Here is a 24,542-nt window from a genome sequence, read left to right as displayed (position 1 = left end):
TCTTTTCTGACATATAAAAAAATGCTTTGATTCACAATGGAATCAAAGCATTTTAAAGAGTTCTCCAAACATGATAGCAGAAACTGCAGTGCCTCTATACTTGGCTTCTTCTCTTTTGATAAAGCGCGCCAAGTTGATCAATTCAGGTGCTGGGTATTTGGGATTGATGAGCAATTCACGATTGACAAGTCCTGAGAGACGGACTGCTAGTAATTGCTCATTTGTAGTGGGTAGTTTTTTAGCAGTCTCTAGGAGAGCAGCAACTAAATCTTCACTCAAACCCTGACGAGCATGGTTGTAGAGATCTCTTATAAGGCTTTCTAGGTTTGGTTCTGCCATCCCGACCACCTCCCTTATGCTTAATAATGTTTAATCAAATCAACCGTTGAACGGTCCAATTTTTTCACCAAGGCTTGCAAAAAAGCTTGAGCTTCTAGGAAGTCATCCATCGCGTAGAGAGTTTGGTGAGAATGGATATAACGAGCGCAGACACCGATAGTTGTAGATGGGACACCACCATTTTTCAGATGAGCTGCGCCAGCGTCTGTTCCGCCTTTACCACAGTAGTATTGGTACTTGATACCAGCTTCTTCAGCTGTTGTCAAAAGGAAATCCTTCATACCTGGGAGAAGCAAGTGACCTGGATCGTAGAAGCGAATCAAGGTTCCATCCCCAATCTTACCTTGGCCACCGTAGACATCACCTGCTGGCGAACAGTCAACTGCGAGGAAGACTTCTGGGTCAAACTTAGTTGTAGAAGTATGAGCGCCACGCAGACCAACCTCTTCTTGGACGTTAGAGCCAAGATAGAGTTCATTTCCGAGTTTTTGACCTGATAAAGCTTCAGCTAGCTCGCTTACCATGAGGACACCGTAGCGATTATCCCAAGCTTTTGAGATGATATTTTTTTCATTGGCTGTCAAGATAGCTGAGCTATCAGGGACAATGGTGTCACCCGGACGGATACCAAAGCTTTCTGCCTCAGCCTTGTCTGCAAACCCACCATCAAAAATGATATCTGAAATTGCTGGCATAGTTGGTCCACCTGTTCCACGTGTCAAATGTGGAGGGACAGAACCTGAGATCACAGGAATTTCACGACCGTCACGAGTTAAGAGTTTAAAGCGTTGGCTGCTAACCACCATGGGATTCCAACCACCGATTTCAACGACACGGAAGGTACCATCTGGCTTGATTTCGCTGACCATAAAACCAACTTCATCCATATGAGAAGCGACCAAAACACGGGGCGCATCGGCAACTTCTGAATGTTTGATACCAAAAATACCACCCAAGCCATCTGTCACTACTTCATCCACGTGTGGTGTCAACTTTTCACGAAGATAAGTTCGGACAGGCGCTTCATGACCTGAGATTGCAGCAAGCTCTGTTACTTCTTTGATTTTTGAAAATAATGTTGTCATATCAGTTCCTTCTTTCTGTCCTCCATTTTACCACTTTTTATAGGAGAAGGATAGTGAAAATCTTAATCTTCCAACTTCCTTTCTAGAGTATACAAAAAAGAATCAGGCTGATTCTTTTTGTTTATGATTTCGTCTGAGGCAAAAGTGGTCTGGGACGGGATCCTTTCCTATTGGCGACCATGGATGACAACGTAAAATCCGAGCCAAGCCCATCAGAACACCCTTGAAGCCATGTTTTTCAATAGCCTGAATCATGTAGTTGGAACAAGTAGGCTCAAAACGACAAGAGGGTGGAAAGGCTGGTGAGATAAAACGTTGATAAAAGCGTACTGGTGCTATTAAGATTCGTTTCATTATTTCTTGGTTACCGCCATGGTGTGTAGTTGGCTGATTTCTTTTTTGTTAAGGCGACGAGATTCTCCCGGACGGAGGCCTGTCAAATCTAAGTGTCCAAAACGTGTCCGAGACAACTTGTCCACTTGGAGGCCGACAGCTTCAAACATCTTTTTAACCTGATGGTTACGTCCTTCATGGATGGTCAACTGCACTACTGAGCGATTTTTTACTGGATCCACTTTGAGAATCTCATAGACAGCAGGCTTGGTTTTCTTGCCATCAATCTCAAGTCCACGAGTCAAGGGGCGGAGATTATCCTTATTGGCTACGCCTTTAACACGCGCAACGTAGACCTTGTCAATCTCATTACGAGGGTGAATCATCTCGTCTGTAAAGTCCCCATCATTGGTTAAAATCAAGACACCTGATGTATCCCAGTCCAAACGTCCAACTGGGTAAATGCGTTCTTTAACATTTGGCAAGAGATCCACAACAGTCTTTCGGCCCTTGTCGTCTGTCACACTGGAAATCACTCCACGTGGTTTGTTAAGCAGATAGTAGACCTTTTCTTCGTTGTAGATGGGCTGACCTTCCACTTCGACCTTATCTCCAGACTTGATGGTCGTTGCTAGTTCACGCACCACTTGGCCGTTAACCGTCACCAAGCCTTGCTTGATCAACTCTTCTGCTTTTCTCCTACTGGCCACACCTGCGTGGGCAATATACTTATTGATTCTCATCTTCTTCTATCCTTTCACCAAATAATTGGCTTTCTTGGGCTTGAATCTCAAGCTCATCAATCACTGGCAATTCTTCCAAATGGTTAATTCCCATGTAATCTAGGAAATAATCCGTAGTCACATAGAGGTTGGGACGACCCAACACTTCTTTTTTCCCGTCTTCTCGTATCAAGTCAAAGACCTGCAACTTTGCCAAGGCCCCGCTCGAGTTAACCCCACGGATAGCATCGATTTCTATCCGCGTAATCGGCTGCTTGTAGGCAATGATGGACAAGGTCTCAAGGGCCGCCCGAGATAAACTCTGGTTGATGGGCGCTTTGGAGTATTCCTTCAAAATCGCTGCAAATTGAGGCTTGGTAACCAATCTGTATGCTCCCCCTGTCTCAATCAGGGACAAACTCGAATCCTGGTCTCTTTCATACTTTTGGGCTAATTTTTCTAAACTCTGCTGGATTCCTGTCGGGGGAAGCGATAGGAGTTCAGCCAACTGACGGACTCGAATCCCATCTTCACCTGCTACAAACAAGAGCGCTTCTATTTCTGCTAAAGTACTCATCTTTCCTCTCTATCAAGTCTAGCTTTGTGCCTCTTGACTTTCTTCCTTCTTTTCCATGAGATAGATATCTCCGAAACTCTCCTCTTGCACGAGGATCAGTTCCTGGGTTTTGATTAACTCTAGGGTTGCCAAAAAGAGGGTAATGACCTCTTGGATATTCTGGGCTTCCTTGAACAAATCCTGCAAACGTAACTGATCCCGTCCAGCCAAGGACTCTTTTACGATGACCATCATATCCTCAATCTTATACTCATCCCGCAAGATGGTCGTGTGGTTCTGAGCGAACTCCTCTTTTTTCTTGGCTAGGATATTTGAAAAAGCCAAAAAGAGGTCAATGGTCGTCCTGTCATGCACAAGCTCCGCATCTTCGTAGATCAACTCTGTCGGCGCTTTGGAATAGTACTGGGCCCGATCTTGGTGCTTAGCCTCCAAGTGCTCACCCAAGAGTTTGAATTTGCGGTATTCTTCGATTTGAGAAAGAAGATCCTGCTCCAAGTCATCTTCCAAATCTGTCACTTCTGCTACCTTTGGAAGAAGCTTGCGACTCTTAATCAGCATGAGCTGACTGGCCATGACCATATACTCGCCCGTCACTTCCAGACGCATGGCCTGCAGGGTTGAGACATAGGCTAGGTACTGTTCGATGACTTCTGTAATAGGCACATCGTAGATATCCATCTGGTACTTAGAAACCAAGTGCAAGAGCAGGTCCAGGGGCCCTTCAAAATCTTTTAATTTAATATCCATTATCTATATTTTTCTAAGGTCAGAACTGTTTTTAATCCTAATTTTTTTGCTATTTCGTACAAATCGACCTTGTTTTCTATTTGTCTTAGAATGAATTGTTCCCGCAAGGCTTGGGCTGATAAGGTTGGGAAACCTTTCTCCTTGACAAAGGACTCTAGCTGTCGAAAGGCCCACTGACGAGAATATGCTTTCCCTCCCCTTTCAAAAAGATAGGTCTGCCCCATCAAGGGTTCCAATTCTGGAGTCAAGGTCGTGGGTATGGTGACAATCCTCTGTTGGGAAGCCTTGCTGATTCGCAACACCTGAAAATCCAGATTGATATCTGCAACCTTAAGGACTAAAATCTCACTTGGCAAGAGTCCCATTTCTAGGATTAAGAGCGCCAGCAAGCGTCCTTCTGGATAATTACTTTCCTGCCAAAAAGAGTCTAGGTCTAGAATTTCTGGTTTTTCAGTCTTCTTTTCAGCTTGTTTGGCTAATTCCAGACGGTAAAAGCTGTCCACTTCTCCTTTTCGATAGAGAAAGTAGAGAAATTGGTTGCAGGCCGAAAGTTTTCGCTTCTGGGCGCTGATTTTTAGATTGGCTAGCTGGGCTTGGTAAATCTTAAGACTGGTCTCAGAGATCCGCTCACCCACAATGTCTAAAAATTGCTCTAGATCATACTTATAGGACTGCTTGGAATTGGCAGACAAGCCCTGTTTTTCCTCTAAAAAGGCTGAAATCCTATCTCTCATTTGCATCGAATCTCATATTCCTTACTAAAGTCATGTAAGAGAGCATTGACAGCCTTGAGGATAGACTTGCGCGTGATGATTCCTTGAAAAATCCCTTCATCATCTACCACTGGCAAGAAGGGTTCATCCACCAGTTTATGGAGGACTTCAGTGATGTTATAGTCCGGAGCGACAACTGCCACATCCGTCTTGGTCATATTGACGATGTCTGTCTTTGCCATCTGTTCATCCGTCAAACCTTGCTCCATTTGATAAGCCAAAATGTCTCTCAGACCAATGGTTCCAACAAAGCGTTTGTCAAAGGTCACAACAGGGATACGGGTATAAGTGATTTGGCTCAACACTAAAATCGCATGATCAGCGTTATGGGTATCAATCAAGGCTGCTAGATTCTCAGCAGGGGTAAGAAAAGTCTCTTCCTGCTCCAATAAAAATGCTTCAAATTCCTTGGCAATCATCGAGCAAACTCCTTGGACAGACCTGGATAAACCTCATGATCACGTGTCAAAAAGTCTACTTTAAAATAGCTGTCATCAATCTCCACACGGGCATAGAGGCATTCTCTAATAGTTCCTCGTGGTTGGCTGATGGAGCCTGGATTGAGAAAAAGAGTCTTTCCTTCCATCCAAGCATTTGGTACATGCAAGTGACCATAGAGACAGATATCGGCATCTTCTTCCTGAGCCCAGTAGTCCAACTTTTGAAAGTTGAAATTGATATCAAACAAGTGTCCATGCGTCTGGATGATCTTAGTTGGACCAAGTTGAGTTACCAAACGTTCTGGGTAGCCAGCATAAAAGTCCATATTTCCTTTGACGACATGGATGCCTTCCCAGAGCGGAGAGTCTGGACGGAGTTCTGAGTCACCATCGTGAAAAATGGCATCGACTTTCCCCAGATAACGATCACGAATTTCTTCCACAATCAAGCTATCGCCATGGGAATCACTCATTACAATGATGGTTTGCTTTGCCATGATGGAAATACCTCCAAAAGTTTCTTAACGGCTAAGGCACGGTGGGATTGGCTATTTTTTTCTTCAAGGGTTAATTCAGCTGCTGACTTACCTGTCTCTCCCACAAGGAAGAGCGGATCATAACCAAAGCCATTTTCACCCTTGGGTTCAAAGTTGATATAACCTGGCCAGTCAGCTTCAACCACCAAGCTTTCCTTGTTTGGACTAGCTACGACTAGGGTTGTGTGGAATTGAGCCGAACGGTCCTTGAGTTCAAAGACCATGGCCAATTCGTGCAAGAGTTTGGCATTGTTTTCACGGTCGGTTGCTCCCACACCTGCAAAACGGGCTGACCAGACTCCTGGCAAACCGCCGAGGACATCGACTTTGAGACCTGAGTCATCTGCTAGCACCATCTTGCCTGTTAATTGGGAAATGGTTTCTGCCTTGAGGCGGGCATTTTCTTCAAAGGTCATACCTGTTTCAGCTACTTCAGGCAAATCTGGATAGTCATTGAGATTTTCCACATCGTAGCCTAACTTGTCAAAGATAGCTCGGAATTCCTTGGTCTTTCCTTCGTTACGAGTCGCAATGAGCAGAGTTTCTCTGACCTTGCTAGTTTCAAAGAAGGTTTCCACTTCAACTCCTTCTTTAGGCAATTCGACATGCAAAAGCTGTCCATTTTCAATCAAGAGCAGGGCACCCTGACGTTGGATGACTTCTAGATTGCGGCCTGCTTCAGCATTTAAAATCTCAACGATAAAGGAGAGCAGACGGAAGTTAGAAGACCAGCGCATCACCGTTATCGTAATCGGAAAGCCATTTTCCTCGTCCCGAAAAATCCGCGCTAAATCCATAAAATCAAGCTCGAGAGGATCTTTGATAAGGCTATAGATGCCTCCATAGACATCCCAGACACCGACATACCAGTCCTGGTCATCCTTGTATTCATAAATTTTGTTTGTCATAAAGTTACATGCTCCACATGAATCTCTTTTTCCAGCCATTCTGCTCCAATCTGGGCAAAACTTTGGCTATTGGCTGTTGTGTAAAAACGATGTTGAAGAGGTCCCGCATCTCGGCTACGGTTGATTTCAAAATAGTTCAGCAAAACCGAGATATCCCGTACACACTCTGCCCCACTATCGATGAGCTGAACCTTTGGTCCCATGACATTTTGGATGATAGGGCGAAGGAGTGGGTAATGGGTACAGCCCAAAATCAGGCTATCCACCTTGCCGACCAAGGGACGCAGGGTTTCATAAACCACTTTCTTGGTAACACTGGTTGACAGGGCACCAGACTCCACCAAGGGGGCAAACTTGGGACAGGCCAAACTTTCCACCTGTAAGTCTGGATCCAAATCATGGATTTTTTGACGATAGATGTCTGATTGGACCGTCATGGGCGTTCCAATGACCCCGATTTTCCCACCTTGACTGGACTTGATAGCTGCCGAAGCTCCTGGCAAAATCACACCTAGGACAGGAATATCTAGTTGGGCCTTGATTTCTTCCCAGACGACCGCAGTCGCAGTATTACAAGCAATGACAATCATTTTGACATCCTTGGTCAAGAGAAAGTTGACCAACTGCCAAGTATATTCACGGATTTGCTCAGCAGGACGGGGACCATAGGGCGCCCGTGCCGAATCTCCAATATAGACGATTTCTTCATGGGGAAGCTGGCGCATGAGCTCACGTACAACAGTCAAGCCCCCGACACCCGAATCCAAAAAACCAATTGGTCGATTATCCATACAGTCTTCTTTCTAGTCTTCTTTTCTGATTGATAGTTCATCATAATTACTCGTCCTAAATGAACGTATAGACAGCTTGATAGAATGGAAACTGCCTCTCTCTTAATCATAATCAAATATCAATAGAATGCAAGGAAAAAGTCTTATCCTTGAGAACTATTGAACATAGTGAGAAGTCTGGAACTTTCATCCCAGACTTTTCCTATTTATTTCTTTTTATTGTTAGCAAGAGCTGCTTTTTGTTGGCGGATGATTTGGTGGTAAACTTGTTGTACCTTGGCTTCGCTTGGTTTTTGACCATTTGCACTCAAGAGAGCACGAACTGCCTCAGCGTTCAAACGTGGGTTGTCCGCAAATTCTTTTTCGATTTGCTTACGAACCAAGTACATCCCTCCAAGAGCTCCCCCTAGAAAAGCTAGCACAATCAAGACAATTGCTAAAAGTAAATCCATTCTTTTTCTCCTGTTTCTTTTTGAGTCTTCTATATTATACCATAAAGTGACTTTCCTGACTAGTTTGTTTTACGCTTTCAAGAGGGGGTTAAGCCAATTCTAAGCTAGTCTTACAATCAGAATGAACTATAAAATTACGAATAATTCTCCCCCTTCCTCTCTTTTCTCTACTATTTTAAGAAAAAACAACAGCAAATATGTATCTTGCTAAAAAGCTCTTGACAAATGCTAAGCGACCATTAGAATGGGAGGTGAGGAGATAAATAGAAACAAAATAAACGGAACTGCTTTATAAAATGTAAGCGGTTTCTAATACACAAAGGAGGGTTTTATGAAAAAACACTTTTGGGAGAAATCCTGTCGCTATAGCATCCGCAAGCTGACGGTTGGGACTGCTTCTATTTTACTGGGGGCCGTTTTTCTAGTAAACCACACTGTAGCCGCAGACAGTGTTGAGGTCAAACAAACTGAACCAACCTCTGTCGAATCTATCACTAAGCCTGATAGTGAGCCCAAAGCAGCTGAAGCGACTGAAACTACAAATCCGTCCCTAGCAGAAAGTCCAGTAGTTTCCGAAAGCAAGCCAGCTGAGGAGACTCAGACGACAAATATTCAAGCTAGTGAAGAAGCCATTGTAGAAGCTAAAGAAAATAAGGAACCTGAAAAGGCAGATCAGCCGGTGACAAAGCAAGAAAACTATCAACTCAACTACGATCAGCCAACAGCTCCCTCCTATGATGGATGGGAAAAACAAGCCCTCCCTGTCGGAAACGGAGAAATGGGAGCCAAGGTTTTCGGTCTAATTGGCGAAGAAAGAATCCAGTACAACGAAAAGACCCTCTGGTCAGGAGGACCACAACCCGATAGCACCGACTATAACGGAGGAAACTACAAGGATCGCTACAAGGTCTTAGCAGAGATACGTAAAGCCCTCGAAGCTGGAGATCGCCAAAAAGCTAAACAGCTCGCTGAACAAAATCTAGTTGGACCAAACAACGCCCAGTATGGACGTTACCTAGCCTTTGGAGATATCTTCATGGTCTTTAATAACCAGAAGAAAGGACTAGATACTGTAACTGATTATCATCGTGGTTTGGATATCACAGAAGCCACTACGACCACTTCTTACACCCAAGATGGGACAACCTTCAAGCGTGAAACCTTCTCCAGCTATCCTGATGATGTCACCGTGACCCACTTGACCAAAAAAGGAAACAAGACACTTGACTTTACCCTTTGGAACAGTTTGACAGAAGACTTGCTTGCTAATGGCAACTACTCTTGGGAATATTCCAACTATAAGAATGGTCATGTCACTACAGATGCAAACGGAATCCTTCTAAAGGGAACTGTCAAAGATAACGGCCTCAAGTTTGCATCCTATCTAGGAATTAAAACGGACGGAAAGGTGACTGTTCAGGACGAGACACTAACCGTTACAGGCGCAAGTTATGCGACCCTCTATCTCAGTGCCAAGACTAACTTTGCTCAGAATCCAAAAACCAACTATCGAAAAGACATTGACCTCGAAAAAACAGTTAAAGGGATTGTCGAAGCAGCTAAGGCCAAAGACTACGAAACACTTAAAAAGGCCCATATCAAGGACTATCAAAGACTCTTTAACCGCGTTAAACTAAATCTAGGCGGAAACAAGACTGCTCAAACGACTAAAGAGGCCCTTCAAGGCTATAACCCAGAAAAAGGGCAAAAATTGGAAGAACTCTTCTTCCAATACGGACGTTATTTACTCATCAGTTCGTCTCGTGATCGGACAGATGCTCTTCCTGCCAACCTACAAGGAGTCTGGAATGCTGTAGACAATCCACCTTGGAACGCCGACTACCACCTCAATGTCAATTTGCAAATGAACTATTGGCCAGCCTACATGAGCAACCTTGCTGAAACAGCCAAGCCAATGATCAATTACATTGACGACATGCGCTACTATGGTCGTATCGCTGCCAAGGAATACGCTGGCATCGAATCCAAAGACGGACAAGAAAATGGTTGGCTGGTCCACACCCAGGCAACACCATTTGGCTGGACTACTCCTGGTTGGAATTACTATTGGGGTTGGTCTCCAGCAGCTAACGCTTGGATGATGCAAAACGTCTATGATTACTACAAATTCACCAAGGATGAGACTTATCTCAAAGAAAAGATTTACCCAATGCTCAAGGAGACTGCCAAGTTCTGGAACTCCTTCTTGCACTATGACAAGGCCAGTGACCGTTGGGTGTCTTCTCCATCCTACTCACCTGAACACGGGACCATTACCATCGGAAATACCTTTGACCAATCGCTAGTCTGGCAGTTATTCCACGACTACATGGAAGTCGCCAACCATCTGAATGTCGACCAAGACTTAGTCACAGAGGTCAAGGCTAAATTTGACAAACTCAAACCGCTTCACATCAACAAAGAGGGACGCATCAAGGAATGGTACGAGGAGGACAATCCTCAATTCACAAATGAAGGGATTGAAAATCACCACCGTCACGTTTCCCATCTAGTTGGTCTCTTCCCAGGTACGCTCTTTAGCAAGGACCAGGCTGAATACCTAGAGGCTGCGCGTGCTACCTTGAACCACCGTGGAGATGGTGGTACAGGTTGGTCTAAGGCCAATAAAATCAACCTTTGGGCTCGTCTGCTGGACGGTAACCGTGCCCATCGCTTGCTCGCTGAACAGCTCAAGTATTCAACCCTAGAAAACCTTTGGGATACCCACGCGCCTTTCCAAATTGATGGCAACTTCGGAGCAACCAGTGGGATGGCAGAAATGCTCCTCCAATCTCATACAGGCTATATTGCACCATTGCCAGCCCTTCCAGATGCTTGGAAAGACGGTCAAGTTTCTGGCTTGATTGCCCGTGGTAACTTTGAAGTCAGCATGAAGTGGAAAGATAAGAACTTGCAAAGCTTGTCCTTCCTTTCAAATGTCGGTGGAGACCTGGTTGTAGACTATCCAAATATCGAAGCCAGTCAGATCAAGGTCAATGGCAAAGCAGTCACGGCAACTGTGCTTAAAGATAATCGCATCCAACTGGCAACACAAAAAGGTGACGTCATTACCTTTGAACACTTCCCTGGTCGTGTAACCAGTCTGACAGCCGTTCGACAAAATGGAGTCACTGCTGAACTCACCTTTAACCAAGTAGAAGGCGCTATCCACTATGTCATCCAAAGACAAGTGAAAGACGAAACTGGCCAAACCTCTGCGACCAGAGAATTTGTAACCAATCAAACCCATTTTATTGACCGATCACTCAATCCTCAACATGCCTACACCTATACTGTCAAAGCTATGCTGGGCGAAGTTTCTACACAAGTCTCTGAACAAGCAATTGTAGAAACCCCTAGTGAATTGATGGATGATCGAGACGGCCGTATCCAGTACGGAGCTGCCTTTGGAAATTGGGCAGACGCAGAATTATTTGGAGGAACAGAGAAATTTGCTGACCTTTCAAAAGGAGACTACACAGACGAAGATCTCACTGCTACCATTCCTTTCACTGGCGTTGGTATCGAAATCTATGGACTGAAATCGTCTGAACTAGGTCTTGCCACTGCTAAAATTGATGGCAAAGAGGTCGGGGAGCTTGACTTCCATACTGCTGGAGCAACTGAAAAAGGCCGTCTCATCGGTCGCTTCGCAGGATTATCTGACGGACCTCACACATTGACTCTTCGTGTTAAACGTGAGCACAAAGGACGTGGTAGTGAGCGCTCGAAAATTTCATTAGACTACTTCAAGATCCTAGCTGGAACAGGCAATACGATTGAAAAAATGGATGATCGTGATTCGCGCATCCAGTATGGTTCCCAGTTTAAGGACTGGTCTGACCCTGAACTCTACGGAGGTACGGAAAAATACGCGGACATCAACAACAGTGACTCTAGTGCAGCTTCAGAAGCTCAGGCAACTATTTCCTTTACAGGGACAGGTATTCGTATTTATGGCTTGAAGAGCCTTGCCCTTGGACGAGCACGTGTTACACTAGATGGCAAAGAAATGCCAAGTCTAGATTTCTACACCTCAGGTGCGACCGAAAAGAGAGCCTTTATTGGCGAATTTACAAACCTTACTGACGGCCCGCACACCCTGACATTACAAGTTGATCCAGATTCGCCAGAAGGTCGCAAGAAAATCTCTCTAGACTCCTTTGATATCATCAAAGCCCCTGCTGTTGGTCTAGATAGTCCGAGCATCGCGCCTCTTAAGGAAAATGACAAAACCATTTCCTTAAGCCTACCAGCTGGAGATTGGGAAGCCATCGCAGTGACCTTCCCAGGTGTCAAAGATCCTCTAGTTTTGCGTAAGGTGGATGAAACGCATCTGGTTACAAGTGGGGATCAGACTATCCTATCAATCCAAGACAATCAAGTTCAAATCCCAATCCCTGACGAAACCAATCGCAAATCTGGAAATGCCATTGAAGCATATGCTATTCAAGGAACTACCACTAGCAGTCCTGTCGTAGCCGTCTTTACTAAAAAAGATGAAAAGAAAGTTGATGAGAAGCAGCCAACTACAAGCAAGGGGGATGAACCAGCTCCTACTGTCGAGAAACCTGAGTACACTGAGCCTATCGGGACTGCAGGGCAAGAAGTGCCACCCACTGTAGAAAAGCCTGAATACACCGAACCTATCGGAACAGCAGGTCAAGAGGAAACTCCTACTGTTGAAAAACCTGAATACACCAAACCTATCGGAACGGCAGGAGAACAAGAAGCTCCAACAGTTGAAATTCCTGAATACACCGAACCTATCGGAACAGCAGGTCAAGAGGAAGCACCTACTGTTGAAAAACCTGAGTACACCGAGCCTTTCGGAACTCCGGGAGATCAGGCCACTCCAACCCTTAGCCTTCCTGACTATCCAGTTCAAGTCTTGAAAGATAAGGAGACTGGAGTAGAAATCATCGGTGGAGCCAGCGACTTAGAAGGAATTTCTCACGTTTCTAGCCGACGTGTCCTAGCTCAAGAACTCTTTGGCAAGACCTATGATGCTTACAATCTACAGCTTAAAAATCCAACAGATCATAGCTTGCAGCCAAAAGGCTCTGTCTTGGTTCGCTTGCCTATTTCAGCTAGCGTCGAAAATATCTACTACATCACTCCGACCAAGGAGTTGCAAGCCCTTGATTTCACTGTACGAGACGGAAAGGTAGAATTCATCACTAATCATTTCAGTACCTATGCTGTCGTCTATCAAGCTACTGGAACAAGCTCTAACACAGAGGAAAAACCAAGTGCTCCAGATACAGAAACCTTGGCACACGAGGCTGAACAATTTCCAGCTAGTCCGAGCCTTGCTAAAGCTGGAAATCATTCTCCTAAAGAACAACTTCCAGCAACAGGAGAAGCGTCCAACCCACTCCTATTCTTAGCAGGACTCAGCCTAGCCCTTACAGCCACATTTATGTTAAAAGGAAGAAAGGATGACTCCAACTAACCTTTAAGCACACAAAAACAGGATGAAGATCACCTTCATCCTGTTTTATTTTGTCATCAGAAGTTAGTTTTACAGTAGGTATAAAAAGGCTAAGGTCAAGAGACTTGCTAGAAGCCCAACTCCCCAAAAGAAGAAATCAACCTTCCACTCGCTCCAAGGATTGCCCTTGCCTGAGAATCCTCCAAGCTCAAAATGATGATGCACAGGTGTCATACGGAAAATACGCTTTCCACCACTAAGTTTGAAGTAGGTAACCTGCATCATAACAGAGCTTGTCTCAAAGACATAGATAATCCCAATCAACAAAAGGGTCCATTCTTGGTGGAGGGCCATAGAGATTGCTGCCAACATCCCACCTAGAGCCAAACTTCCCACATCTCCCATGAAAACCTTGGCAGGCTTGTGGTTAAAGACGAAGAAACCTAGCAAACCACCGATCATGGCAAGAATCACAAGAAGGATATCCAGTTGATTTTGCATATAAGCAATCACACCGTAGGCCGATAAGCTAATCACCACTGAAATACTTGCTAAGCCGTCGATCCCGTCCGTCAGATTCACCGCATTTGAAAAGCCAACTAGCCAGAAAAGGGCAAAGAAAATATAGAAAATTCCCAGATGAACTTGGTAGCCAAAGACTGAAAGCATGTCGCCACCGCGCTCATAAAAGAGGTAGAAAACCACTCCTCCAAGCAGCTGGAGAGCAAGTTTTTGCTTGGGATTTAAGCCTTCGTTAATCTTACGAAAGACCTTGAGAAAATCATCCAAAAAACCTACCAAACCATACAAAACCAAGATAAACAAAATCATGCCTACATTGTTGGTCAATTGTTGGGTAAAGAGAGCGACAAGGAAGCTCACAACAACTGCAACGATCAGGAAGACAAGACCTCCCATGGTTGGAGTTCCAGCTTTTGCTTGGTGTTGCTTGACATCCTCGTGCATCTGCTGACCTGTAATCTGTGCTTTTCGATAAAATCGGATAAAGGCTGGAATGCCAATCAAGGTCAATAGAAAGGCTAGAATTCCAGCACTAATGGAACTAATCATCTTAATCTCCTAAAGTTACTTTCATTTTTTTAAGGTCTTTGAGGGCAGTATTGGCACGGACACTTTGTTTCTTGACCGTTTTGCCACTACCTTCCCACTCGACTTCTATATTCAGCCATTTAGCAAATGTTTGCACATTTTCATCTGTCCAGCCGTACATATCAGGCATTTCTTCGACCTTATCTGACAGGATCAAGATCTGCTGATTGGCTTCCAAATTATCTCCTTCAGAAACCGAGAGTTCCTTGATCTTGGTTCCTGTTCCGATAACAATTGGTTGGACCAGGTTTCGGCGCAATTCTTCTGCTAGGTCACCCGGAGTAAAGTCTTTGGTAGCCGGCATAGCATAGCTTGTCGTCTTGCTGACCTGATCCAAGTTCTTGGCAGTTGACTGAAGATTGAGGGATTCTTTCATAGCAGAAGCTCGCTCAAGGATTGGGTTGGCAAACTCTCCCAGCTGAACACCCGAATAATGCTCTGGCTGTTGCACCGTCACATAGAGGATAAAGTCAGGATTTTCTGCAGGATGCATCGACACAACAGAGAAGATATAGTTGGTTTCACCTGTCAGGTAACCCCCATTCTTCTCATCGGCAATCTGAGCAGTCCCTGATTTTAGGGCGACATTTTGCCCCGGAACATTGACATTCGGCTTTCCTGTGCTGTGGTTGTACATGGTACCGTAGACAGGATCTGTTCCGACCATGACCATGTGCTCCCGAGTAGAGGACGCTGCTGCTTTGGACACAGGATTTCCGACGATTTCCTTTTGAGACTTACGAACAGACTGGTCATTTGGATCATAGAGGGCGCTGATAAATTTCGGCTCCAACATAACCCCATCATTGGCAATGGCTGTAAAGGCACGAAGCATCTGGGTCTGGGTGACAGAGATCCCTTGTCCAAATGAGCTCATGGCAATATTGACAATGTTATCAGCAGGTAATTGACCTGTGTATTCATCTGTCAAGCCAAAGCGAGTTGGGACCCCAAATTTAAAGCGGTTTAGATAATCCAACCAAGTAGCATCTCCCATTTTTTGTTCAAGTAGACTCATTCCAACATTACTGGAGTGAGCGAAACCTTGTGAGAAAGTCATCATCCCACCAGTAGTCAAACCATCATTAACATCCCAATCTCGAATCGTCGCATCCGCTATTTTTAATTCACTGCTATTGAAGTATTCTCCACTTGGGAAGGTATTATTATCAATAGAAGAAGCTAACGTCATAACCTTCATGGCTGATCCTGGTTCATAGTTACTTTGATAAAGAATGTCACGCCAAACAAAGTCCTCAGTGATTCCTTCTTTAGTATCTGCATTAAAGGTAGGTCGTTGGGTGGTAGCGAGAATTTCACCGGTCTTTGCACTGACCAAGGTCGCGGTCATATACTTGCCTTTTACCTTTTCCTGAAAGGCATCCATCTGGGTTTCCATAAAGGATTGCAAAGGACTAGAAAGGGTAGTGTAAACATCCTTTCCGTCTACCATGTGTTGGGAAGCCTGCTCCGTACCCGGAACAATATTTCCCAGACGATCTTTCTCATAGGTGATGATCCCATCTGTACCCGCCAGAATGCTATTTAAGGAACTCTCCAAACCAGATGTCCCAATCAAACGTTTGGTGCCATCCTCATTTTCATGGAGTTGCGCTAAACCGATAAAGGAAGAAGCAAACTGTCCATTGGGATAACTGCGGTTAGGGCTAGTTGTAAAGTCAATCCCCTCAACACCAGCAGTTTTGAGGTCATTTTTAATAGCCATCATATTGGCATAGGTGATCCCATTTCCCTTGGTACCAAAGGATACCTGTTTTAGATCTGGTTGAGAAAGCTGTTCTTTGACATAAGACTCTTCCATATCTAGGTATTTATGGAAAATCTCAGCCACCTTATTAAATTGAGAATCCTCTACATAGAGAATTTTGCCTGTTGCTGACTTGTAGGTCTTGTCAATAACGGCATAGATATTATACGAAGTCGCATCTTCTGCAATAGGCGTTCCATTACGATCGTAGATGGTTCCCCGTTTTGCAGGAATCGTCTTGGTTGTTTGATGGACCTTGTTGGCTTCTTGAACCAAGTCCTTACCAAATTTTTTACCCGTTCCGATAATGACCGCAAAGTTGACCAAAAAGACCGCGAAGAGTATGACAGCCAATAAACTCAGGCTTTTCCCTACTCTTCGGCGATTTTCTTCTGGAGATTTACGGTTACGAACGGCATAACGGATGATTTTTTCTTTCCACTGTTTCATTTCTTACTCCGCTGCTCGGATATTTTCGTTATTCAGCTGCAAATCTTTAGAGTTTGCAATCTCTTTCAAACGTTCTGAACGAATCAATTCATTGACCTCTTGCTTGGCATCATCTAGCTCGGTTTTCTTTTCTTCGATTTGAGCATTGACCTTGGTCAATTCATTCTGAACTTGTAATAGCTTGGTCTGCATAAACACAACGCTAATTGCCAGGATAATCATTGTTGCAGCAATCGAAACATAGAAGGCCTTTTCCACACGTGAAAAACCTTTGAACTTCGTTTGCAATAACTGGCTTGTTTTTTCGATTCTTTCTGCCATGTTTTTCCTCTTACTTGTGAATTTTTCTAGCCACGCGCAACTTGGCTGAATGCGAACGATTGTTGGCTTCTAGTTCTTCGGCACTTGGCAAGATTGGCTTACGGGATACCAATTCCATCTTGGGCTTAAGGTCATCTGGAATGAAGGGCAAGCCTTTGGGAACTTCCACTGTTGAAGCTTCCTTGAATAATTGCTTGGTCAAGCGGTCTTCCAGCGAATGGAAGGTAATGACCGAGATTCTACCATCCAGAGCCAGCATGTCCATGGCCTGCTGGATAGATTCATCTGCAGCGCCCAGCTCATCATTGACTTCGATTCGGATAGCCTGAAAAATCTGCTTGGCAGGGTGTCCCTTTTTCTTGAGCTCCTTGGCAGGCTTGGCCGACTTGATAATCTCTGCCAACTCCGTCGTTGTCTCAATGGGTTTCACCTCACGCGCTTGCTCAATCTTACGAGCTATCTGTTTAGAAAACTTATCCTCACCATACTTGAAAAAGATCCGAACCAAGTCATGATAGTCATAATGATTGACCACCTCATAGGCCGTCAGACTAGCTTCCTGATTCATCCGCATATCCAGTGGCGCATCCTTTTTATAAGAAAAACCACGTTCACGCTGATCCAGCTGAGGACTGGACACTCCCAAGTCATAACAAATTCCATCAATTTCCTGGACACCAGCCTCCTGCAAACGTGCCTGCAAATGACGGAAGTTATCCTTGATAAAGGTTACCATCCCCTTTTCGATATAGGGTGCCAACCGTTTTTGCGCATTGTCAATGGCATTCTGGTCCTGGTCAAAGGCATAGAGATGCCCTTTTTCGCTCAATTTACTTAATAAATATTCGCTATGGCCTGCTCCGCCCAAAGTCGCATCAACGTAGATACCGTCAGGTTTTACGTCAAGCATATCAATCGTTTCATGAAGCAAGACCGTTACATGATGAAATTCTTTTGTCATATCCTATCTATTTTACCACAAATCTGACCAGCTTGCACTTGTCAGACAAGGCTAAGTTTCTTCGAAAAAAATTCTCAAAAATATGTCATATATACTTGACACCTCATCCCCAAAAGAATATAATATAGTCAAATATATACGACATATCAGAAAGGAGACCCTATGAATCGTGTGAAAGAATTCCGCAAGGAACTGGGCATTTCCCAGCTCGAGCTCGCCAAAGATATCGGTGTCTCGAGACAGACCATCAACATGATTGAAAATGACAAGTACAATCCAACCCTAGAACTCTGTCTCAACCTCGCCCGCAGCCTCCAAACTGACCTCAATAGCCTCTTTTGGGAAGACGATTTTTAAAAAAGGAGCAAACAAATGAAAAAAGAAACTCTCACTGAAAAACTTATCAAACGTACATACGGCATTTCTGGCCCCCTTGACGAACACAAACGGCGCGAGGCCGATCGTATCGGGAATCAGGTCTTTATCGTTCTCTTTTATCTCATGATATTTGGCAACCTCATCCCCTTTGTCCTTGCTTATAAATACCCACAAATTGTCGCTATCGGCTATCCTCTCGTGGTGTTTGGCATTTCGATGATGGCTGCCCTCTATGTGGTCTCTCAAACCAAGAAAACGGGCATCACAGCTATTGATCCCGAAATGTTGAGTCAGAAAGAAAGCAAACAGCTATATTTTCCTGGTCTAAAAGCCGGTCTGATCTATGGCATGGGCATGTTCTTTGGAATACCGCTTCTGAATGTCCTAACCGATGATAGCAAGGATTATCTTGGTTCTCTTTTAAATACAGGGCATTTTGTATCAACTATCCTAGCTACCTTCTTCTTCGGAGTGACCATACAAATTATCGTCTCTCTTCGCATTCAAAAGGCCAAGAAAGACCAAGAAGACGACTAGGAGGTGCCTTATGAAATCACTAGCTAGACTACTGATCAGTCATGTTTTTATCAGTATCTTTGTTACCTTTTTCCTACTTTCTGGACATATTGAGCATCCTTTCTTGATTTTCTTTCTTTTATTCCTTCCTGTATTGAACAAGGGACAGAGATCCCAGAAAATCCAATCAAAAAAAATACGTCTTCTAAACGCATCTCTCTGTTTTATCCTCGTATCCTTTCCACAACTTTTAACAAATCCTATGGATTGGAGATACCTGGTATTTCTAATAATCTGTATCATTTTTAGTTTGGTTTACTTCTATACTCTCTATCAACTCTTTAAAGAAATCAATCAAAAATCGCTCATTTAGGAGATTACTCCCATGAAAAAAGAAGATCTCACCACTCGCTTACTCAAACTATTCTTTCACATACAAGGCCCCTTTGATGAATGCCGCCAAGAGATAATCTACAAGGCAGGTGCCCGTGCCTTAATCCAAATCGTATACTCCTCCCTCCTACTCTTCTTGTTCTATCTCCTATTTGGACGCTTCATAGAGTTGGTTCGAGATGCCATGCCCTACCTCTATTTTGGACTTATCTTCGTCCTCTCATCTAGGGCGAGACTAGCAGTTCGCGACTTACATTTAGACAAGGATGACCCGTCCGAAATCCATCACAAAAGATACAGCAAAAGTCAAATCAACCTTCGTAGTTGGGGTGTATTCATCAGCATTCCAATTGGCTTGTTTGTCTTATCAGCCTTTCACAAACTCTTTGTTCAGCATCTTCCCCTCGATACCTTTTGGGACAATCTCTCCCAGTTCGATAAAATGCTCCCTTTACTAGTCTTGGGTTTGGGAATTGGTGCCATCTTTGGAACCATGACCTATGCCTTTTTATCGGAACACGTTAAAAAATAGACCAAGATTCGCTAATTTTTTAATTTATAGGCAAAGAATCCCACCTAGTTCGTTCTAGGTGGGATTCTTTTATTTCTTAACAGAGGTCACAAGTCATTTCCCTTTCATCTTAGAAAGTAGACTCTTTCCAACTCACACTACAATCCAAGACTTGTTGCCTTTCTTCTTGATTGCGGCCTTCAATCTGGTCAATCAAAATCTTTGTAGCCTGTTGTCCTTCTTCAAAGGCGGGCTGAACCAGCGTCGAAACACTTGGAGAAGAAAAGCAAGTCCACTCCGTATTGTCAAAACCAATCAACCCAACTTGTGGCAAGTTATAGTTCAACTCTTTGATAACGGTAAAGACTAGAGGTAGGGCCCAACAGTTAGGAACAAATACCAGAGTTTTTTCATCGGGATTGATTTCTTTTTGTAAAAATTCCTTAATTTGTTCCAAATTCGTATGCTTATCTTCAATGGTTAGACTGGCGTGGCGCATATTAGCATCTGTCAAAGCATCCACAAAACCACTTGCCCGCTCAATCCGAGTACTCAAGCGACTCGTATCCGCTGTAATCAAAAGAAAATGCTCATAACCTTTTTCGATACAGGACTGGGTCATGTCATAAACGGCATCATAGTTATTGGTTTTGACCCAGCTAGTCCGGTGTTCATAGAGCTGACTATCAAAAAAGACCATTTTCTTCTTTTTCTCATCGATGATACGAGAATATTTTCGGAAATTAGAGGTCGGCTGAATAATAAAGCCGTCTACTCCCAAGAGAAGCATGCTTTCAATATACCGGTCCTCACTCTCTTGGCTGTAATTACTATTTCCTATCATTACCTGGTAGCCATTCTGGCTGGCGATATCCTCAATTCCCTTAACAATTTGGTTTGAGAAACTGTTGGTAATATCACCGATCAAAACACCAATTAATTTTGTTCGTTTGGAGTTTAAGCTACGCGCAACAATGCTCGGTTTGTAATTTGTTTCATGAATAACTTTTTCAATCTTTTCACGTGTCTCTCGGGACATTTTTTCATATTTCCCGTTTAGGTAAAATGACACGGTTGTTTTCGAGGTCTGAGCCATTTCTGCAATGTCTTTTATGGTCAGTTTCTTCTCCAATCTAAAACACCTCCTACTAATACTTAGTATAACATATTCACCATTCAAAATGCCTATTTCTAGCACTGCAAGCGAATCATTCTCTCATTTATTTTATCATATACTAGACATTTCCCACGCATTTTTGTTCCGTCAACGAGGCATAATTTTTCACCTACACAAATGTCCTCGCTTAATAACAAAATCAGCTTGTCTGTTTCGTCATTTTTCACTTCAAAAGCCAGAGCATTTTCCACTTCACGACCATCTGTCTGGTAGACAGAATGAAGGATGATTTCAAAACTCTCATGCGCAATGATGGTATAATCCAGCATCTGATTCTCAAAGAATTGGCGCTTGGTGAGTTTGCTGCTTTTTTCAAGTTCATTGTATTTAGGAGAAATAATGGTAGCTTCTAAATCAAAATCAACTTCACTCCATAGTCTCAACTGATTGATTTTCCCATCTTGATAGGTCACATCCTTGTCAAGAATAAACTGGGTCAACGCCTCATGCTGACCTTGACACCTGATATCATCTACCAAGAGCCAGACATCCTCTGCCAACATGAGGATTTTTCTCCTGTAAAGATAAGGCAAATCAGGATCTACTGACAAATAAGCCCCCTCAATATAATGCACTCCCTCTCTTTCTTTGTGGTGACAAAACAGGGAGTGAGGATAGTATTCATATTCCCAGGATCCCGTAATCCTTTCTGGAGCTTTCCCATCTACCATACAGGTCGAATGACTCCAAGCACTCTTTAAGAGATAACGTTCATCTATCTCCCGATAAGAATAACGCCCAGCATCTATGAAAATCGGTTGACCTTGATACTGTAAGCAAAAACTATTCTCGTCACTATGGCTATGGGCACTTCCCATCGGGCCGTTTTTGAAAAATAGATAACGATGTTCATCCTTAATGCAGACATGTCCAGAGTCTTCAAAGATCATGGACTTAGGCTGCCAAGCTCTCTTTTCAAATTCCTGCAGTCGCTTGACCTTTTCTCGCCCTAGGAACAAGAGGCTAAGCAAATCAACTTTAACATCCAGACCGTTAAGAAGATCTTCCTTGTTCAAAACCACAGCAGACAGGCTCAAAATCTCTGTCGTTTCTGTAGAATCGCTATCACCAAAAGCCAGAGTCCGTCCATCCAGGCCTGTCATCATCTGAATGTAAGTCGCCATCTTTTCCAGCAACTCTTGAAAGCTATCTTGCAAGTCTGGAAGCAAGAGACACAAGTCTAGCAAGGCTTTATAAACCTCTACATGATATAGAATCGACTGTTCAAACTGGCTTCCATCCTCTAAAATCTGCTTCTCAATTTGCTGTTTCAACTCCTCTGAAGCAAAAAGGTAAACTTCTTCTAAATCCATCTTATCTGAAAAGAAATGATAGATAGCAAGCATAGGAATTGTTTGTAAAATTCCCCAGTTACTAAGGGTGTACTTGGCGCGATAGTGGCTTTTCATAAAGTCAATCTGCTTTTCTAGACTGACCAAAATTTTCTCTAGCTCTTCCTCTTCTAGCAAGTCAAATTTCGAGAAGAGCAAGAGTAGTTTTAACCAAGTAAAGGAACGAATGCCTGTATCCAAGGTTCTAGTCATCAAAGATTGAGGAGAAAACTCTCTCACCTGCTCAATCCAATCAAATAGAAAGAACTTGCACTTTTGAATATAGCCCTTATCTCCCTCTACCAGATACCCTATCATAAACTGCAAGAGATATTCTTGTCGATTGAGCATATAAACCCATTCTGGATCATCTTCAAATACTTGATTCCACACCATCGGCTGGATTTGATAGATTTTTGAACAAGGTTCCATATCCCAAGGACTATCAAACATAAAACGATTGTCCATCAAGCGTTCAAGGGAACGCTTGACCTTCTCATAGTCTTTTGAACAGTGGGACAAGATATAGTCACGACATTGGTCCCCGTCAACTCTTTCAAAAAATTGTCTTCTTTCTTCTTTCATTATCTTTTACCAGAAAAAGAACTACTTAAAAAGCAGTTCTTTTGTCTTTCCCATTACACTTTCCTTTTCTACATAGATGACGACTCCTTTTGCAATCTGCAAAGAGATCAAGTCATCTTTGATAGAAATGATTTTTCCATGAATTCCAGACAACAACAACACTTCATCATCAGATGTTAAAGAAGCTAAATACTCTTGTCGTTGCTCCATCTGTTTGCGAAGCAACTTTTGCTGACGAATAGAATGAAAGCTTGACAGTAAAAGGGGGCTCACTGCCAAGACAATCACTATTCCATAAAACAATGTCGTATCCATTAAGCTAGAATCTTAAGCCAGCTTCCGATAATTCCGATGATAACTGTTAAAATAACGAGTTTATATGTTGTCCATTTCTTTTCTTTGATCAAGTAGTAAACTAAAAGTGTAAATAGGGCTGGTAGAAGAGCCGGAGCAACCTTATCAAGCATTCCCTGAATGCTTACGATACTTTGTTTAGCGTCTGCTTTTACTTCCCCTGCAGCAAAGGTAATCGGCACCATAATCTTAACAGATGTCGCTGCCAAACCAGCAATTACGGTTACACCGATAATATTGGCAATACGAGAAATCGTTGCCATCTGTTCGCTTAGTTTATCAATCACAGTTGTTCCTAGTTTGTATCCATACAGACCAGTTGACAATTTAATAGCTGTCAAAATCGTATTCATCGCAAGGAAGAACAAGATTGGACCGACAACCAAGCCTTCTTGAGCAAACGAAGCTGCGATGGTTGAGAACAATGGAGCTAAACAAAATTGAGAGAGAGAATCCCCAATACCTGCCAATGGTCCCATCAAGGCCATCTTGATGCTACGTGTTTCTTTTGCTGGGCGACCATTTTCCAACATTACAAGGTGCAAGCTGGTAATAAAAGGCAGGAAGTGTGGGTTGGTATTATAGAATTCACAGTTTTCTTCCAAGGCTTGGTAGAAACCTTCCTGATCCGCTCCATAGTGTTTTTTCAAAGCAGGATACATTACATTGGCATATCCCAACCCTTGATAGTTACTATAGTTAAATCCATTTTGTAAAAAGAATGCCCGCAAAGACGTTTTAAGATAATCACGTTTTGTTAATTTGTTAGATCCAGTCATCGTGTGCTTCCTCCTCTACCACATGATTCGCTGTTTTTGGCTTGTTATAAAATTCAATCAAAGCAAAGATAGTACCTACAATTGCAATACCAATTGTTGGGATGTTTAGATAAGCTGCACAAACATATCCCAATAAGACAAACGGAATCAACTCTTTCTTAGCCATCACTGACAAGATCATTGCAAAACCGATAGCTGGGAGCATTTTACCAGCAACTGTCAAACCTGTAAGCAATACCGGTGGAATGTAGTCTACGAGTTTCAACAAGGTATCCATTGAAAGGGCACCCAAGCAACCCAAGGTAAATCCAATAAAGGCAAACAACCAAATTGTTGCATTTAGAGTAAACTTGAATTTCTTCAAATTATGGTTTTTCAAGTGCTTCATCGCCGTTTCAGGTGCTCCAGCACGTACAGTGTAAGCGAAAGTTTGTAAGAATTGAATCGCCACAGCAATCGGAGTAGAGAGGGCAAGAGCCGCTTCTGGACTGACTTTACCAGCACTAGTGATAGCCATCAAGGTACCAAAGATACCAGGTCCGATTGGGTTTGGTGGAACAGTACCTCCAGCACCAACACCGAATCCCATATAAGCCAATTCACCAATAGCTCCCATTGCAAGAGCAGTAGGCAAATCACCTAGAATAATTCCGACACCAAATGACAGAACAATACATCTATTGGTGTAAATTCCTAACAGCATTCCACTAAAACAGAAAGCTGTCCATAATCCAATTAAAATCGCTTGAAATACATTAATCGACATAACGA

The 24,542-nt window shown here is 43.3% G+C and carries 26 protein-coding genes; 5 read left to right on the top strand and 21 right to left on the bottom strand.

Annotation, left to right across the window (positions count from 1 at the left end):
• Positions 1-42: 42 nt before the first annotated feature.
• The 12 genes from GMD5S_RS0206150 to GMD5S_RS0206095 form a co-directional block, all read right to left on the bottom strand.
• A complete protein-coding gene (locus GMD5S_RS0206150; protein WP_000840145.1) occupies positions 43-339 on the bottom strand; it encodes a hypothetical protein in 297 nt (98 codons plus the stop codon).
• A gap of 20 nt (positions 340-359) precedes the next feature.
• Positions 360-1,424, bottom strand: coding sequence for a glutamyl aminopeptidase (gene pepA, locus GMD5S_RS0206145; RefSeq protein WP_000209189.1), 1,065 nt, complete (start codon positions 1,422-1,424; stop codon positions 360-362).
• Positions 1,425-1,526: 102 nt separating this feature from the next.
• Entirely contained in the window at positions 1,527-1,778 is a 252-nt protein-coding gene (gene yidD, locus GMD5S_RS0206140; RefSeq protein ID WP_000821629.1) for a membrane protein insertion efficiency factor YidD, read from the bottom strand.
• Positions 1,778-2,500 carry a pseudouridine synthase gene (locus tag GMD5S_RS0206135; RefSeq protein WP_001222228.1) on the bottom strand — a complete coding sequence of 241 codons (723 nt, stop codon included), beginning with the start codon at positions 2,498-2,500 and terminating at the stop codon, positions 1,778-1,780. Before GMD5S_RS0206135 ends, yidD begins: the two co-directional genes overlap by 1 nt.
• The gene (gene scpB, locus GMD5S_RS0206130; protein WP_000105291.1) at positions 2,487-3,056 is read right to left on the bottom strand and encodes an SMC-Scp complex subunit ScpB; all 570 of its coding nucleotides are present in this window, start codon (positions 3,054-3,056) and stop codon (positions 2,487-2,489) included. Before scpB ends, GMD5S_RS0206135 begins: the two co-directional genes overlap by 14 nt.
• An 18-nt stretch (positions 3,057-3,074) precedes the next feature.
• Positions 3,075-3,803 (bottom strand): segregation/condensation protein A, encoded by a 729-nt coding sequence (locus tag GMD5S_RS0206125; protein ID WP_000351892.1) that lies wholly within the window; start codon positions 3,801-3,803, stop codon positions 3,075-3,077.
• Entirely contained in the window at positions 3,803-4,537 is a 735-nt protein-coding gene (gene xerD, locus GMD5S_RS0206120) for a site-specific tyrosine recombinase XerD (protein WP_303622562.1), read from the bottom strand. Before xerD ends, GMD5S_RS0206125 begins: the two co-directional genes overlap by 1 nt.
• Positions 4,534-4,995 (bottom strand): cyclic-di-AMP-binding protein CbpB, encoded by a 462-nt coding sequence (gene cbpB / locus GMD5S_RS0206115; protein ID WP_000560694.1) that lies wholly within the window; start codon positions 4,993-4,995, stop codon positions 4,534-4,536. The genes xerD and cbpB overlap by 4 nt, the downstream gene beginning before the upstream one ends.
• Positions 4,992-5,513: a metallophosphoesterase gene (locus GMD5S_RS0206110; RefSeq protein WP_001118939.1), complete on the bottom strand. Its 522-nt coding sequence runs from the start codon at positions 5,511-5,513 to the stop codon at positions 4,992-4,994. The genes cbpB and GMD5S_RS0206110 overlap by 4 nt, the downstream gene beginning before the upstream one ends.
• A complete protein-coding gene (locus GMD5S_RS0206105; protein WP_000182431.1) occupies positions 5,489-6,460 on the bottom strand; it encodes a nucleoside-triphosphate diphosphatase in 972 nt (323 codons plus the stop codon). Before GMD5S_RS0206105 ends, GMD5S_RS0206110 begins: the two co-directional genes overlap by 25 nt.
• Positions 6,457-7,251 carry a glutamate racemase gene (racE, locus tag GMD5S_RS0206100; protein WP_000370379.1) on the bottom strand — a complete coding sequence of 265 codons (795 nt, stop codon included), beginning with the start codon at positions 7,249-7,251 and terminating at the stop codon, positions 6,457-6,459. Before racE ends, GMD5S_RS0206105 begins: the two co-directional genes overlap by 4 nt.
• Before the next feature lie 206 nt (positions 7,252-7,457).
• A complete protein-coding gene (locus GMD5S_RS0206095) occupies positions 7,458-7,703 on the bottom strand; it encodes a YneF family protein (protein ID WP_000364986.1) in 246 nt (81 codons plus the stop codon).
• Positions 7,704-8,034: 331 nt separating this feature from the next.
• On the opposite strand from GMD5S_RS0206095, the gene GMD5S_RS10535 reads away from it, so the two are divergent.
• Entirely contained in the window at positions 8,035-13,158 is a 5,124-nt protein-coding gene (locus GMD5S_RS10535) for an SIALI-17 repeat-containing surface protein (RefSeq protein ID WP_000716121.1), read from the top strand.
• A 69-nt stretch (positions 13,159-13,227) separates the two neighbouring features.
• On the opposite strand, the gene mraY is transcribed toward GMD5S_RS10535, so the two are convergent.
• The 4 genes from mraY to rsmH are packed head-to-tail and all read right to left on the bottom strand — an operon-like array spanning position 13,228 to position 17,747.
• Positions 13,228-14,208: a phospho-N-acetylmuramoyl-pentapeptide-transferase gene (mraY, locus tag GMD5S_RS0206085; protein WP_000625787.1), complete on the bottom strand. Its 981-nt coding sequence runs from the start codon at positions 14,206-14,208 to the stop codon at positions 13,228-13,230.
• 1 nt (position 14,209) lies between these two features.
• On the bottom strand, positions 14,210-16,465 hold the full coding sequence (gene pbp2x, locus GMD5S_RS0206080) for a penicillin-binding protein PBP2X (protein WP_000816036.1): 2,256 nt from the start codon (positions 16,463-16,465) through the stop codon (positions 14,210-14,212).
• A 3-nt stretch (positions 16,466-16,468) separates the two neighbouring features.
• Positions 16,469-16,786, bottom strand: coding sequence for a cell division protein FtsL (gene ftsL / locus GMD5S_RS0206075; protein ID WP_000840795.1), 318 nt, complete (start codon positions 16,784-16,786; stop codon positions 16,469-16,471).
• A 10-nt stretch (positions 16,787-16,796) separates the two neighbouring features.
• Entirely contained in the window at positions 16,797-17,747 is a 951-nt protein-coding gene (gene rsmH, locus GMD5S_RS0206070; protein ID WP_000159388.1) for a 16S rRNA (cytosine(1402)-N(4))-methyltransferase RsmH, read from the bottom strand.
• A gap of 162 nt (positions 17,748-17,909) precedes the next feature.
• On the opposite strand from rsmH, the gene GMD5S_RS0206065 reads away from it, so the two are divergent.
• The 4 genes from GMD5S_RS0206065 to GMD5S_RS0206050 are packed head-to-tail and all read left to right on the top strand — an operon-like array spanning position 17,910 to position 19,566.
• A complete protein-coding gene (locus GMD5S_RS0206065; RefSeq protein ID WP_001082470.1) occupies positions 17,910-18,104 on the top strand; it encodes a helix-turn-helix transcriptional regulator in 195 nt (64 codons plus the stop codon).
• 15 nt (positions 18,105-18,119) lie between these two features.
• Positions 18,120-18,662 carry a DUF3278 domain-containing protein gene (locus GMD5S_RS0206060; RefSeq protein ID WP_000712420.1) on the top strand — a complete coding sequence of 181 codons (543 nt, stop codon included), beginning with the start codon at positions 18,120-18,122 and terminating at the stop codon, positions 18,660-18,662.
• A 10-nt stretch (positions 18,663-18,672) separates the two neighbouring features.
• Positions 18,673-19,014, top strand: coding sequence for a hypothetical protein (locus tag GMD5S_RS10810; protein WP_000838128.1), 342 nt, complete (start codon positions 18,673-18,675; stop codon positions 19,012-19,014).
• Positions 19,015-19,026: 12 nt separating this feature from the next.
• A complete protein-coding gene (locus GMD5S_RS0206050; protein WP_000711237.1) occupies positions 19,027-19,566 on the top strand; it encodes a DUF3278 domain-containing protein in 540 nt (179 codons plus the stop codon).
• A 109-nt stretch (positions 19,567-19,675) separates the two neighbouring features.
• Here GMD5S_RS0206050 and GMD5S_RS0206045 read toward each other — a convergent pair whose 3' ends face one another.
• The 5 genes from GMD5S_RS0206045 to GMD5S_RS0206025 are packed head-to-tail and all read right to left on the bottom strand — an operon-like array spanning position 19,676 to position 24,537.
• Positions 19,676-20,677: a LacI family DNA-binding transcriptional regulator gene (locus GMD5S_RS0206045; RefSeq protein WP_000412460.1), complete on the bottom strand. Its 1,002-nt coding sequence runs from the start codon at positions 20,675-20,677 to the stop codon at positions 19,676-19,678.
• Positions 20,678-20,736: 59 nt separating this feature from the next.
• Positions 20,737-22,638, bottom strand: coding sequence for an alginate lyase family protein (locus GMD5S_RS0206040; RefSeq protein ID WP_000657072.1), 1,902 nt, complete (start codon positions 22,636-22,638; stop codon positions 20,737-20,739).
• A 21-nt stretch (positions 22,639-22,659) separates the two neighbouring features.
• Positions 22,660-22,953: a preprotein translocase subunit YajC gene (locus tag GMD5S_RS0206035; protein ID WP_000381735.1), complete on the bottom strand. Its 294-nt coding sequence runs from the start codon at positions 22,951-22,953 to the stop codon at positions 22,660-22,662.
• Complete coding sequence (locus tag GMD5S_RS0206030; RefSeq protein WP_000148024.1) at positions 22,953-23,771, bottom strand: PTS system mannose/fructose/sorbose family transporter subunit IID; 819 nt, start codon at positions 23,769-23,771, stop codon at positions 22,953-22,955. Before GMD5S_RS0206030 ends, GMD5S_RS0206035 begins: the two co-directional genes overlap by 1 nt.
• Complete coding sequence (locus GMD5S_RS0206025) at positions 23,758-24,537, bottom strand: PTS mannose/fructose/sorbose/N-acetylgalactosamine transporter subunit IIC (RefSeq protein WP_000026611.1); 780 nt, start codon at positions 24,535-24,537, stop codon at positions 23,758-23,760. Before GMD5S_RS0206025 ends, GMD5S_RS0206030 begins: the two co-directional genes overlap by 14 nt.
• Positions 24,538-24,542: the final 5 nt, after the last annotated feature.

Origin of the sequence: Streptococcus sp. GMD5S, assembly GCF_000298715.2 — a bacterium.
GTDB lineage: Bacteria > Bacillota > Bacilli > Lactobacillales > Streptococcaceae > Streptococcus.
This window is presented reverse-complemented; position numbering and strand designations above follow the sequence as displayed.

Coding starts and splice junctions, on each gene's coding strand:
- GMD5S_RS10810 (WP_000838128.1), top strand. CDS start 18,673: ATGAAATCACTAGCTAGACTACTGATCAGTCATGTTTTTATCAGTATC.
- GMD5S_RS0206150 (WP_000840145.1), bottom strand. CDS start 339: ATGGCAGAACCAAACCTAGAAAGCCTTATAAGAGATCTCTACAACCAT.
- GMD5S_RS0206050 (WP_000711237.1), top strand. CDS start 19,027: ATGAAAAAAGAAGATCTCACCACTCGCTTACTCAAACTATTCTTTCAC.
- xerD (WP_303622562.1), bottom strand. CDS start 4,537: ATGAGAGATAGGATTTCAGCCTTTTTAGAGGAAAAACAGGGCTTGTCT.
- ftsL (WP_000840795.1), bottom strand. CDS start 16,786: ATGGCAGAAAGAATCGAAAAAACAAGCCAGTTATTGCAAACGAAGTTC.
- GMD5S_RS0206125 (WP_000351892.1), bottom strand. CDS start 3,803: ATGGATATTAAATTAAAAGATTTTGAAGGGCCCCTGGACCTGCTCTTG.
- GMD5S_RS0206065 (WP_001082470.1), top strand. CDS start 17,910: ATGAATCGTGTGAAAGAATTCCGCAAGGAACTGGGCATTTCCCAGCTC.
- racE (WP_000370379.1), bottom strand. CDS start 7,251: ATGGATAATCGACCAATTGGTTTTTTGGATTCGGGTGTCGGGGGCTTG.
- GMD5S_RS0206135 (WP_001222228.1), bottom strand. CDS start 2,500: ATGAGAATCAATAAGTATATTGCCCACGCAGGTGTGGCCAGTAGGAGA.
- GMD5S_RS0206110 (WP_001118939.1), bottom strand. CDS start 5,513: ATGGCAAAGCAAACCATCATTGTAATGAGTGATTCCCATGGCGATAGC.
- pbp2x (WP_000816036.1), bottom strand. CDS start 16,465: ATGAAACAGTGGAAAGAAAAAATCATCCGTTATGCCGTTCGTAACCGT.
- GMD5S_RS0206025 (WP_000026611.1), bottom strand. CDS start 24,537: ATGTCGATTAATGTATTTCAAGCGATTTTAATTGGATTATGGACAGCT.
- scpB (WP_000105291.1), bottom strand. CDS start 3,056: ATGAGTACTTTAGCAGAAATAGAAGCGCTCTTGTTTGTAGCAGGTGAA.
- yidD (WP_000821629.1), bottom strand. CDS start 1,778: ATGAAACGAATCTTAATAGCACCAGTACGCTTTTATCAACGTTTTATC.
- GMD5S_RS0206040 (WP_000657072.1), bottom strand. CDS start 22,638: ATGAAAGAAGAAAGAAGACAATTTTTTGAAAGAGTTGACGGGGACCAA.
- GMD5S_RS0206060 (WP_000712420.1), top strand. CDS start 18,120: ATGAAAAAAGAAACTCTCACTGAAAAACTTATCAAACGTACATACGGC.
- GMD5S_RS0206105 (WP_000182431.1), bottom strand. CDS start 6,460: ATGACAAACAAAATTTATGAATACAAGGATGACCAGGACTGGTATGTC.
- pepA (WP_000209189.1), bottom strand. CDS start 1,424: ATGACAACATTATTTTCAAAAATCAAAGAAGTAACAGAGCTTGCTGCA.
- GMD5S_RS10535 (WP_000716121.1), top strand. CDS start 8,035: ATGAAAAAACACTTTTGGGAGAAATCCTGTCGCTATAGCATCCGCAAG.
- cbpB (WP_000560694.1), bottom strand. CDS start 4,995: ATGATTGCCAAGGAATTTGAAGCATTTTTATTGGAGCAGGAAGAGACT.
- GMD5S_RS0206095 (WP_000364986.1), bottom strand. CDS start 7,703: ATGGATTTACTTTTAGCAATTGTCTTGATTGTGCTAGCTTTTCTAGGG.
- mraY (WP_000625787.1), bottom strand. CDS start 14,208: ATGATTAGTTCCATTAGTGCTGGAATTCTAGCCTTTCTATTGACCTTG.
- rsmH (WP_000159388.1), bottom strand. CDS start 17,747: ATGACAAAAGAATTTCATCATGTAACGGTCTTGCTTCATGAAACGATT.
- GMD5S_RS0206030 (WP_000148024.1), bottom strand. CDS start 23,771: ATGACTGGATCTAACAAATTAACAAAACGTGATTATCTTAAAACGTCT.
- GMD5S_RS0206035 (WP_000381735.1), bottom strand. CDS start 22,953: ATGGATACGACATTGTTTTATGGAATAGTGATTGTCTTGGCAGTGAGC.